At 64.5% G+C, this 11,795-nt stretch carries 9 protein-coding genes; 2 read left to right on the forward strand and 7 right to left on the reverse strand.

The window, feature by feature from the left end; translation table 11 throughout:
* Nucleotides 1-10: 10 nt before the first annotated feature.
* Nucleotides 11-1,201 carry a sialate O-acetylesterase gene (locus HL666_RS04790; protein WP_172180225.1) on the reverse strand — a complete coding sequence of 397 codons (1,191 nt, stop codon included), beginning with the start codon at nucleotides 1,199-1,201 and terminating at the stop codon, nucleotides 11-13.
* 120 nt (nucleotides 1,202-1,321) lie between these two features.
* Here HL666_RS04790 and HL666_RS04795 point away from each other — a divergent pair, with 120 nt between their 5' ends.
* Nucleotides 1,322-2,746, forward strand: a complete 1,425-nt coding sequence (locus tag HL666_RS04795) for an O-antigen ligase family protein (RefSeq protein WP_210261756.1) — start codon at nucleotides 1,322-1,324, stop codon at nucleotides 2,744-2,746.
* Here HL666_RS04795 and HL666_RS04800 read toward each other — a convergent pair.
* Nucleotides 2,731-3,789 (reverse strand): acyltransferase family protein, encoded by a 1,059-nt coding sequence (locus tag HL666_RS04800; RefSeq protein ID WP_172108224.1) that lies wholly within the window; start codon nucleotides 3,787-3,789, stop codon nucleotides 2,731-2,733. The two genes, HL666_RS04795 and HL666_RS04800, sit on opposite strands and share 16 nt — an antisense overlap.
* A 361-nt stretch (nucleotides 3,790-4,150) precedes the next feature.
* Between HL666_RS04800 and HL666_RS04805 the strand changes: the two genes are divergently transcribed.
* On the forward strand, nucleotides 4,151-4,684 hold the full coding sequence (locus HL666_RS04805; protein WP_172108222.1) for a DUF1003 domain-containing protein: 534 nt from the start codon (nucleotides 4,151-4,153) through the stop codon (nucleotides 4,682-4,684).
* Nucleotides 4,685-4,783: 99 nt separating this feature from the next.
* Here HL666_RS04805 and HL666_RS04810 read toward each other — a convergent pair whose 3' ends face one another.
* From HL666_RS04810 to HL666_RS04830, 5 genes are all read right to left on the reverse strand, one after another.
* Nucleotides 4,784-6,751, reverse strand: a complete 1,968-nt coding sequence (locus tag HL666_RS04810) for a glycosyltransferase family 2 protein (protein WP_172180227.1) — start codon at nucleotides 6,749-6,751, stop codon at nucleotides 4,784-4,786.
* Entirely contained in the window at nucleotides 6,751-7,968 is a 1,218-nt protein-coding gene (locus tag HL666_RS04815; protein WP_172180229.1) for a hypothetical protein, read from the reverse strand. Before HL666_RS04815 ends, HL666_RS04810 begins: the two co-directional genes overlap by 1 nt.
* A complete protein-coding gene (locus tag HL666_RS04820; RefSeq protein WP_172180231.1) occupies nucleotides 7,965-9,437 on the reverse strand; it encodes an HlyD family secretion protein in 1,473 nt (490 codons plus the stop codon). Before HL666_RS04820 ends, HL666_RS04815 begins: the two co-directional genes overlap by 4 nt.
* Nucleotides 9,438-9,663: 226 nt before the next feature.
* Complete coding sequence (locus HL666_RS04825; RefSeq protein ID WP_172130737.1) at nucleotides 9,664-10,299, reverse strand: hypothetical protein; 636 nt, start codon at nucleotides 10,297-10,299, stop codon at nucleotides 9,664-9,666.
* On the reverse strand, nucleotides 10,283-11,593 hold the full coding sequence (locus tag HL666_RS04830; protein WP_172130739.1) for a hypothetical protein: 1,311 nt from the start codon (nucleotides 11,591-11,593) through the stop codon (nucleotides 10,283-10,285). The genes HL666_RS04825 and HL666_RS04830 overlap by 17 nt, the downstream gene beginning before the upstream one ends.
* Nucleotides 11,594-11,795: the final 202 nt, after the last annotated feature.

An 11,795-nucleotide genomic window follows, 5' to 3' on the forward strand; every position in this document is an offset into this window, starting at 1 on the left:
GTCCAGCGGCTCAGGGCTTCCGCGCACCGGATTTCCAATAATCAGCCAGGCGATCGGCCCACATCTTTGCGTGCAGCTCGGTGCCGGCGCGGCTCATGTGGCAGCGGTCGTGGCGCAGCGGAAGGCCGATCCGGTCGGTGTCCGGCCCCGGATAGACGCCGAGCGCAGGGTTTGGCACGGCGGCCTGCGCCGACCGGATGATCTCGTCGGGCATGCTGCCGCAGAGCGTCGCCGTCGCCACGAAGATCGGTGCGGTCACGTCGGCCGCGCGCAAGCCCGCGATGATCTCGAGATCGTTGCGCAAATAGGACAGCCGCGCCGCCTCCTTCATCTTCGCGGTGACCTGCAGCTGCGTGCCGTCCTCCGCGCCATTGGTCGAGAACGCGAAGGCGTTGCTCTCGCCCTGATGCCAGAGCACCGCGCTCGGCTCGAGACCGGCGTCGCGCAAGCCGGCCAACGTCGACAGCAGCACCTCGAAATATTTGCCGCCGCGGGCGCGCCACTCCTCGACATAGGTGCCGCCGATCGCGGCGGGCGCGATCACCACCGTCTTCGCAAGCCCGCGATCGATCAGTTCGTCGCCCAGCCGCGTGGCGACGTTCTCGCCGTCGCCCGTCGTTCCCAGCAAGGGATTGTGCGCAAGGTAGCAGCGGCCGTCGAAGCGATCGAAATTGTAGAAGCGGTGCCGCGGCTGATAGAGCTGTCCGCTTGGATCGGGCGCGCCGGCATTGGAGATGTTCGACTGCCCGGCGGTCAGCAGCACCACCAGTCCGTCGCGGGGAATGGCGTTGCAGGGAACCGGCGTGGCCGCGGCGCGCGCCTCCTCGTTGTCAGGCAGGAGACAGCGCGAGGCGTTGCCGCCCGCGATGAAATCCGCATCCGACCCATACAGCACCTGCGCGAGCTTGCGCCCCTTCAGCAGGCTCTGCACCTCCGGGTCGCTGCTTGCCCCGTCGATGCGGCGATCGATGTCGTCGAAGGCGGCGGCGCGCGCGCCCACCTGCGCCACCAGGGCCTGAAAGCGCGGTCGCGTCGAGATCGGGCCGACGGGGCAGGCAGCACAATTGCCGTCACGCGACTTGGCCGCGGTGGTCGGCTGGCAGACATCACGTGGCGGCAGCACCTCCGCTGCACCGGCGGTGGCACTCAGCAGGACGAGCCACGCTCCGACAGATGCGCCGATCGCGCCCCACGTCATCATGACCGGATCACGTCCTCTTTGCGCGGAAGTACCAGGAACCGCACGCGCTCTCGCATGCGCTGGCACTGCCTTCATCCGGAAATTCATCGCGAGCCGCCTTTTCCATTATAGTCCGCTGCCATGAAGGAAAGCCGAATCGACGCGCGGCCGCTCGCTGCCCTGGCAATGGATTGCTGGCCGACCGCACTGCTGCTGTTGGCAGCGGCGCTCGCCGGTCCCGTCCTCGGCGGACTGGTCAGACCGGCCTTCATCCTCGGCTGCGCCGTCGCCGGATGGTTTGCGTGGCGCCGCAGTGCCGCCGCTCACGTGCAGTCGGCGATCATCATGTTCGCCTTCGCCCCGTTCGTGCGTCGCCTGGTCGACGCCTCCGCGGGCTTCGACTCCTCGGGCATCATGCTGAGCGGCCCGCTGCTGTTCATCCTCATGCCGATCCCGAGCCTGATCCTCTCGCCCGCGGACAGAACCGGGCCGAGCAATCCGTGGCTGGTGCCGCCGTTCATCATCCTGGCCTGCATCCTCTACGGCGGCGCGCTGTCGATGTTCCAGAACGACTGGTTCAATGCCGCCAATGGCGGCATGAAATGGGCCGCGCCGGTGCTCTATGCGATCGCGCTGCAGCAGCAGGCACGATCCGACACTGTCCTGATCGATGCGATCACGCGCGTGTTCATGCTCGTGTTGCCGCTCACCGGCCTTTATGGCATCTGGCAATATGTCGACCCGCAAAACTGGGATCGCTTCTGGATGGTGAATGCCAGCATCACCTCCGCCGGCTATCCGCTGCCCTACATGGTGCGCGTGTTCAGCACGATGAACGGGCCTGCAAGCTATGCGACCTTCACGGCCACCGGCCTGCTGCTGGTCGGCTTCCTGCGACCGGGCTGGCTGGCGATGATCGCGATGGCCCCGGCGGCGCTCGGCCTGTTGCTGTCGCTCTATCGCACCAGCTGGATCACGCTCGCTGTCGGCGTCCTGTTCTGCCTGTTCTTCCCCGCGACGCGAACGCGCTCTCTGTCGCTGACGATCGGACTGCTGGCCGCGGTGGTCGTCACCGTCCTGTTCACGCCGTTTGCGGATGTCATCACCTCCCGTTTCGAGTCGCTCGGCAGCGTGTCGCAGGACAGCAGCGGCAGCGAGCGACTCGACGAGTTCGTGATGCTTTGGAACGCGCCGAACAGCATGGTGCTGGGATCGGGCTTCACCATCACAGACGTCGGCGTCGCCGGCGCGATGCCGATCGACGGCCAGATCATCGCAAGCTGGGTGACGATGGGCATTCCGGTCGGACTGATCTGCCTGACGGCCTACATCTGGGTCGGTCTCGGCGCGACCGGCGCAGCCTGGCGAATGCCGACGCGGGAGGGCGTGGTGCTGGGCGCTCTCGCCATCAGCGCGCTGCTGATCCAAATGCCGCTGACCAGCATCTCCTCGGGCGAGGTCTCTGCGCTGTTCTGGATGCTGGTCGCGATGGCCTGTCCGATCGATCAGACGGCCGGCCAGGCCCGGCGCGCCTTCAGCCCGCGAGGGCATCAGACCGGTGCCTGATCGGACGTGGCGACCCGCGGCGCGATCGGCACCGGTTGCGGCTTGCGCCGGCCGGGGGCCGCGAGGCCGAACACCGTCAGCAGATGCAGCCGCCGCAAGGCGGCATGAGCGATCAGGGGGAGCACGACGCCGGCTGCGGTTCCTGCCAGCAGATAGAGCCAGGGCCACGCTGGGACATGCGCCTTGAGCATGATGATGCGCATGCCCGAGCCGGCGAGGATGTGCAGCACATAGATCGTCATCGACGCGATGCCGACGGCGGCGAGCCAGCGGTGATGCGCGGGGTCGAGCAGCCGGCAGAACAGGACCGTACCGGCAATCCCGAGCACGCAGGCCGGCAGCGAGGCGAGGCCGTTGGCGTCCATGCCCGACAGATGACCTCCGAGCGCCACCGCGACCGCAAAGGCCGCTCCGATCGCGATCAGCAAGGACCAGCCCTGCGGGCGCCACTCCGCCATCGAGCGCGCGCCATACAGGCCCGCGACATAGAACGGCAGGTGGTGCAAGGTCAGGGCGAGATCCGGCCGGATCGGAAGCATGAGGAAGACCGCGAAGCCGGCGACCGCCAGTGAGACCAGCACCGCCCGTGAGGGGACGAACACCGCAACCAGATGGCAGATCATGAGCGCGTAGAGAAACCAGAATTGCGCGATCGGACGAAACCAGATCGCGGCGAGATCGCTCGGATAGATCGGAATGTTGGCGTCCCGCGCCAACAGCATCGTCGTCCCGCCCTGGATCAGCGACCACAGCACGTAGGGATAGGCGATCGTCCACAGTTTGGATTCCAGGAAGGGGCGCGCGCCCTTCCGCAAGCTGTGCTGCACGTTCAGGCCGGCCAGGAAGAAGAACAGCGGCATGTGGAACGTGTAGAGCGTGTAGTCCATCCAGCGCGCCAGCGCGCCGTCCGGGAAGATGCCAGGGCGTACGAGGCCGCCCAGCACGTGGCCATACACCACCAGGATCACGCCGAGACCGCGCGCGTAGTCGATCCACACCATGCGCGTGGTCTCAGGCGTCGCCTTTTGCGGTCCAGCATCCATACCTGATGTGCCCTGCCCTCTGTCGCGCAGCTCGCGTCCGCTTCGAGAGCGCCTGCAAGACCGCGCGGCTTTCGGGCAAAATCATAGCCCACAGGGCTTTGCCCTGCCGTTCAGGGCACCCGGCATTTTGGTGTTAGTCTTAATCGATCAATAAGCCTAACGAGGGGGCATCGGACCTACGGCGAATAGACATACGGAACCGAGGAGTTTGGCACCGCCGGCGTCCTGCCAATCCTGTTCGTGCGCCGTCGAGACACTGGCGGTTGGAACCGAGGCACGGCCATCCCGTGAGCTCGCATACCGCCTGCATCATGGACTTTCTCCCATGGGAACGCACCTTCCGCCGCTTCGTTGGCCTGGCATGACCCGAGAGCTCGCTCCCAATCCAGCGCCCAGCCCAGGGCTCACCCCTGCCCTCGAACGCAACATCCAGGCGCTGGTCGACCGGCGCAAGCGCGAGCTCAGCGAGGCGACCACGCAGCAGAAGGTCGCCGACGGGATCACGCGGTTCACCGGATCGATGATCTTCGTTTACCTGCACCTGGCGGTATTCGGCTTCTGGATCGTCGCCAACTTGCACCTTGTGCCCGGCGTGCCCGCCTGGGACGAGAGCTTCGTCGTGCTGGCGATGATCGCCTCGGTGGAGGCGATCTTCCTGTCGACCTTCGTGCTGATCTCACAGAACCGGATGGCCGGCGAAGCCGACAAGCGCGCCGACCTCGACCTGCAGATCAGCCTGCTGACCGAGCACGAACTGACGCAGGTGGTAACGCTGTTGAACCAGATGGCGAAACAGATGGGGGTCGAGCCGGACGCCAAACCAGAGCTGCGCGACGCCTCGAAGGACATCGCGCCGGAAAAGGTGCTGGACAAGATCGAGGACGCGCAGCGGTGACAGCCCGGCTGGGGCGCCGCCATCAGTCGATCGGCCAGTCTCTCTCCGCCCGTCATTCGGGGGAAAGCGCGAAACTCCAGAATGACCTATCATCGGGAATCACCGTCCGACGAAGCCGCGGCGGGCCAGGCCTGCGAGGGCGCCGCGCAGGCGGGCGCGGCCGGTGATGACGCCGCAGGAGGAGCTGAACAGGCGGATCACGAGCTGCCTTCGCTGCGCTTCCGTCGGTTGCAGACGCAGATGCGTCGTCGTCTTTGAGACAGCATCGACGGTGGCGTCGATCCAGCCGAGATCATCGAGATGCAAGGGCATCGCACTGCCGGGGCGACAATGGCGCGAGCCCGTCACACGCGCGGAGGAGAGCGACAGGGCGTCGATGCGGCACGGCACGACTTGACCCTGATGCGCCAGCCACGCTGCTTCGTCGCTCGGGAACAGATCCTCGGCTCGCGGCAGCTCGAAGCACACAAGAAACGCGATGAAGGCGATCAGCATCGCGATGCCTGCCCATAGTAGGTTGAAATAGTCGATCGACGAGATTTCGCTGGCGGCGCTCGGCGACACGAAGGCCCAGACGATGGCGGCCGCCGAACTCGCGGCGATCAGGCCGAAGATGGCGGCCAGCTTGCCATGCACGCGCGGCTGCGAGCGGTCGCCGCCTTTGTCGGTGACCTTGAACGGGCGGCCGAAAGGCCGGACCATTGCACTGATCAGAGTGGCGGTGACGGCGAAGCACGTCACCGCATGCGTCGCCTCCATGAACAGCGGCAATGTCTTCGAACGCGAGATCCAGCCCATGTAGATGATGGTGCCGAGCAGCGCCGGCACGCCATAGCGCAGGAAGGACAGATAATCGGCCTCGAAGGCTGGGAGTCCGCCGAACCAGTAGACCGGCGGCGCGATTAGCAGCAACACCATGAACGGCTTGCAGAGCCAGTTCAGCACGCCATGCAGGAACTGCCAGCGCTGCGTGAAGCTGTAGCCGCGGCTGCGCATCGGACCGTCGCGCAGCAACGCGACCTGGATCGTGCCGAGACACCAGCGCGCCCGCTGGGTGATGTATTCGGGGACGCCTTCGGCCGATAGACCGAAGCTGAGCGGCTCGTTGAGCCAGACGGTGCGATGGCCGCGCTTGAGCAAGGTGTAAGTGAGATTGAGATCCTCGGAGATCGCCGCATGCGGGAAGCCGCCGGTCTCCGCAAGCCGCTCGCGGCGGACCACGAAGGAGGTGCCGACGCAGAACGCGCAGCCCCACGCATCCTTCGCCGGCTGGAACACGTCGAAGAAGAAGCGCTGGTCGTCGACCCAATGACCTGAGGCCAGCAGATTGTGCTGGATCGGATCCGGGTTGTAGTAGAACTGCGGCGTCTGCACGACGGCGATGTCGGGCTCGGACAGCAGCAGCCCCACCGTGCGCTGCAGGAAATCGCGGCGCGGGGCAAAATCCGCGTCGAGCACCAGGATCACCGGCGCGTTCGACTGCTGCGCCGTCGCCGCAAGCGCGTTGTTGAGATTGCCGGCCTTGGCGCCCTTGTTATCAGGCCGCGTCAGGTGACGCGCGCCGACCTCGTCGCAGAAGGCGCGGAGCCAGTCGCGACGGGTGTCGTCGAGCACCCAGATCGTCTTGTCCACATAGTCGAGCGCCAACGCGGCGAGGATCGAGCGCTCGACGATCTCCTTGGGCTCGTCATAGGTGCAGATGAAGACGTCGACCGCCGGCTGCTGTCCCTTCTCCATCAATGCGCGGTGCGCGGCGTCGGCCTGCGCCGAGCGATCGACGCTGCGGGTCAGGATCAGCATCGACATCAACGTATAGAGGATGGCGATGATCTCGAGCGTGATGAACAGTCGCGGCCACACCGCCTGGAGGGTGAGATCGAACGCCGGCAGCGTGTCGTGCCAGCGCCACAACGTGTAGACCACGAGGAACGATGCGGCGGTGGCACCGAACAGGACGCGGTCCCGCATCCGCGCCGGATCGAGCAGCCGGGCCATCACCAGGAGTCCCAACAGGACGCCGACGTCGGTGCTCAGCACCGACGCATCATTGCTCGCAGTCGGAAACATCAGGGCAGCCTCGCGCCGGTGAAGGGATTCCAGCCGGTCTCCGCCAGCACGGCCCATGCGGTGGCGCCGAGATGCGGCCGCTTGTAGTAGAAGAAATCCGGGATGGTGGTCGTCCCGCTCGGGTCGATCGACAGGCCGGTCGTGAGCCGCGCGCCACGCGTGGCATTCAGCAGCCCCGACGCGGTGTGGTCGGCACGCAAGCCGGTGAGCAGCCGCTGGCTAGCGGCGGGATTGCCGACCATGCGATAGGCCAGCGCCGCCTGCGCCGTGCCCTCGACCCAGAGACCGTCACGATCGCCGTTGAAGTCGAAGCCGCCATCGACCGCGAGCCTGCGTTCGGCAAAGCCGAGCGCGTTGCGCCAGTTCGGCGCATCCGGCACCGCCATCCACGGCCACAGCTGCACGTCGAGCGCGAGCAGGCCGGCGTCGGCATCGCTGCCGTCCGGCTTGGTGCCGAGCAGGAAGTGATCGCCGCGGAAGCTGCGGTCGAGCAGCCGGCGCGCCTTCTGCGCTGCGTCCTGATAGCGCGGATCTGATGTCAGGCGAAACAGCCAATCGGCGACCGCGTGGACATCGGCGTTGTGCTCGGTCGACATCCAAGTCAGCCGGACCTGCTGCGGATCGTAGCCGTGAAAGCCGCCGCTGAAGCCGTCCGTGCCATTGGTCGCATTGGTGATGATCCAGTCCATCAGGCGCCGTGCGCTCGACAGATAGTCATCTTCGCCGGTCGCCTGATGCAGCGTCAGCAGCGCCAGCGCCGCCCAGGCGACGTTGCCGGTCGAGGTGCCGTCCTGCGCGGCATCCTCGCCCCAGATGTTCTTCTGGCCGTCCCACCATCCCGGCAACAGCGCAGCACCGGCGCCGACCGGGCCGGCGCGATAGGCATTGCGGAGCCGGCCGTCGTCGAAGGTGCGGTCGTGGGACGCGGCATGCACCAGCGCATTGCCGATCGCCCGCGCCTGATCGATGCGGCCGCATGCGACCAGCGCGATCGCAGCGAGCGCATTGTCGTAGACGAAAGCCGTCGTGGACAGGCCGAGCGGAAGTCTCTCCTCGTCAGCACCGGGCTCGTAGCTGCGGATGAATACCCCGCCCCGGCCCGCCAATTTTGGCTCTATCGCCTGCAGCAGACCGGAGCAGAACGATGCCTGGGCATGCGCAGGCAGCGTCGCGCCGAGCAGCGTCATCGCCGCCACCGTCATTGCTATAAGCCTCATTGTGCCGACACCGTCCCGGTCGTCGGCAGCCACTGTTCGTCCAGGTCAGGCTGCCGCACACTGGACGATCGCAACGCGGAATCCAGCTTGGCGACGCCGGCTCGCCGCGTCGCCTCGCCGGGCTCGGAGGGATCGAGATCAGTCAGCGAGGCGACGAGATGGCCGAGCCGGCGCCACGTCACCGACATCGACGGCACGATGCCGTTGTCACGGGTGACCGTCACCCACTGCCCCACCGTGCAGGCCGGCGTCGCTGCGGACGCAGGCTGTGGTGCCACGCTGTCGGACGCCGCATCCGGCGTGATCATCAGATACAGCTCGCGTCGCTCGGTCTGCGGAAACGGCACGGCGAAGCGCTCGTCGACCTTGTCGCTGGTCTTCGGCAGCACGGCGCTGACGACGCCGCTGTGGAAGCCGCCGCCGTCGATGCGCACCTTGGTGCCCGGCTTCATCGTTTCACCCTGGCGATAGGAGAAGATCGCGACCACGAACCGCTTGTCGCAGTCGACCACCGAGGCGATCGTATCGCCAGCGCTGACGTGGCGGCCGGTCTCGGCGCCCACCGCGAGCACCTTGCCGGGACCGGGCGAAAGCACGTCCGCCGAGGCGAGCCGTGCCAGACGCTCGCGCTCGGACTTGATCAGCCGTTCCAGATCCTCGAGTACGGCGGATTGCTGCTTCTCCTCGATCTGCATCCGCCTGGCATCCAGATCGATGTCCCGGCGTTTCTGGCCGAGCATGTTGAGCGCGACCAGATCCTCGCCGACATAGATGCCGGCGTTGAGAGCCTTCAATTGCGTCTGCTTCTGGTTCAGCTTGGCATTCTGCGCATCGGTGTCGTGCAGGGCCGCCGCATATTGCTGCTCGGTCGGCTTCACCATGTCCAGGCTGGCGGCGTCGCGGGCGACCATGCGGTTTTGGCGGTCGACGATGGCCTTCTTCTCGCTGCTCTGCGCGTTGGACTGCGCGACACGCGCGCGCAGTTCCTCGATCTGCGACTGCAGTTGCACCTCCAACTGCTCGGCCTGACCGTCGATCTCCTGATCGAGCGAAGCGACATAGGTGATGTCGGATTGATGCTTGGCGCGGGTCGCGTCGAGCTTCTGGCGCGCGTCTGCTGCTTTTTCCTCCAACGAGATGAGCGTGGTGCGATCCAGGCGCGAATTGGTGATCTGAGCGAGGCGATCGCGCGCCCGAACCTCGCCCCCGGGCGTCGCCGAAAGCATCTCGACCTGCCCCGCGATCGGTGAGGTCAGCAGCATGACCGGCGCATCGACGACGGCGCGGTCCGACTGGTCGGCGACGATCGGTGGCACCACGGCCGTCAGCATCAGCGCCGACAGGATGCCGGCAACAACGACGGCGGAGGCGCGCAGGATCACGGGATGCCGATGCTGCGCGGGCGTCTTGTCAGGTACTGGATGCGGCGGAGCGGCTGGCTTGAAACCGTCATCGAAGCGATCGGTCATCGGGTCTCTTTCGGTTTGGGTTGACGCCCCGAAAGACGCTTCCTCAGCTGATCCGGGGTTCCACGCCCCAGTCTCGATGGTTCAAGCGCAAACCAGATCGCGCTGACATCGTTTCAAGCCGAGGCCGATCTTCGCCCCTTCTGCCGGTCACGTTATGTTGCGGTGCGAAGGCGCGGTTCCCGCTTGCGCGCCAGACGCAATCCTCACTGGAGGCGGCCGGGGCTTGCTAGCGATTGCATGCCAGCATCTGGCTGTCGGAAGGAGACGTAAAGCCGAGAAGCTGCTGAACCGCGTTTCGCATTTGATCAAAGTCTATCTCGGGTCTCCCGCTGCTCCTAACACAAAGCAGCAGCACGCGGCCGCGCAGACGTTGCATCAGCTCCGGATAAACTTCCTCGAGATAGCGAGGGTATCTTTCGAACACGCGTGAATAGATCAGAACCTTGACGTCATGACGGACAAGGCTTGCAAGAAAACGACCGAAATTCGTATCACGTTGGGAGATCCGCAAACGCTCGTTCCATCCCTGACGATCTGCTGTTCTGGAATTCTCGAAACAGGAGAAATGAACGATGATCGCGCTGGGCGAAGCACTCAACAGACGTGACGTGTCGGCCGCCCCCCAATCGGGAGACAGGGGCGACGAAGGAATGGCGCGGACAGCGCCCCCTATCGCATTGACCTCATCGCTGATCTGAATGTTGACATATTGATGGTAGTGGCGATCACCCGGGCAACTCGCGATCAGCACCTTGACTGACGGTTGAATGAACGATTGAGCGGTGCACCGCGCGGTAAGCGTCAGAGATATTGCGAATACCGCCAGGAATACGGCGCAGGTTTGCTCAACGCGGTAGGTCACTGAACAAATCCCTGATCTCCCGCCGCAGGTAAAGAGCGATGGTTTGCTGATCGACGGCCGACGCCGGCTTCTGCCCGGCCAGGATGGCATCCACCTCGGTCTTGTCGGACGTTTTCAGATAACGTGCCAATGCATCGACAGTCAGGTCGCCCTCAATCATATCGTGCAGATCGGACCGCGCCCAGCGCGGGGTGCCAACATCAGCATTTGCAAAAAACTGTTCTCCCTGCCGCTGGACTGCAACGACGGCTCTCTCTGACATCAATCCTGAGACAATTGCGACGAAGGAAACAAAATAAGGATTGATGGGACTTTCTCCTCCCAGCTTGGACGGATCGGCAACGATGACAACGCCGGCTTTTGCAAGCACGAAGATGGCGAGCGCCGTGACCGCGCCAAAGCCAAGTCGCAAGAAGTAGTTGCCCGGCGAAACGCGACCCTCAGCGCTGAAAAACGACGACGCGATCTGCAGCGAACCACCGAGGACCCCCATCAATACGACCAGGCACAACGTCAAGATGTCAGGTTGCAAAGTAACGATCTTCCTGAACATTTCGCCGAAGAATGTCGTCGGACTCAGTTCGTAGAGTGCGTTCTCGATTCGACCTTTCGTCGTGGCATCGAGCGCGGGCTGACCAAAGGAGATGATGCCATCGATGGAGCTTCTCGTAGCGGCGATTTCTTCCGCCAGCCTCTTCACCTCGGCGCTGGCGGCATCGTAGTCCTTGTCCCTACGATTTGCCTCGACCAGAGTCGCCTCGTGTGCTTCATATTTGGATCGGAAATCGGAAAGACTGTCTTTGAAATCGGCAAATTTGGATTGTTCTCTTGTGAACCGATCGGCGATTTTCGACAGGTCGTCCAGCCTGCCGACATCGTCAGCCAGGCCGGGGACCACATCAGAGGCCTGCTGGGCGAGATTGCGCGCAGCGCTCAAGGCCCGCAATTTGGCCGCGGCCAATTCCGGCGCTAGCTTTATCTGAGCGTATTGGGCTTCCGCGACCAGACGTTCCGCCTTTCTCAGAATGTCACGCCGCTCGACCTCAAGAGCCTGCAGACTCTGCCATTGCGCTTGCACCGCATCTAATCGCCATATGCTGACGTTGATGCCGTTGACCAGAACACTGGCGAGACGGCCCTGCGACAGCGTCGCGGCTAGAAAAATGACAGCGAGCGCGCAAACGAGAGCTGAGAACGACAGCAGAGCCACGGCGCCTGCGCGACGATAGCTTCCTTGATCGGCGGGACTTTGTTGAAAAGAGCGATTCTCCAACGAGACGACCTGATCTGACACCGCAAACCCCATCACTCAAATTAAATAAACCGGTCACGCTTTTCGTGCGAACCTATCTCGCGTTCAAAAATTCAGCCTGAATGCGTCCAATTGCCATTGGACCGGTTGGAGAGCAGAACAATAAATCGATTGCCTTCTGAGTCGAGGAAGAAGCAACTTCAACGTAGTACTCCGCCACGACTGGCGCGGAGCATGATGTCGG

This window comes from Bradyrhizobium aeschynomenes, from assembly GCF_013178945.1.
Classification (GTDB): domain Bacteria; phylum Pseudomonadota; class Alphaproteobacteria; order Rhizobiales; family Xanthobacteraceae; genus Bradyrhizobium; species Bradyrhizobium aeschynomenes.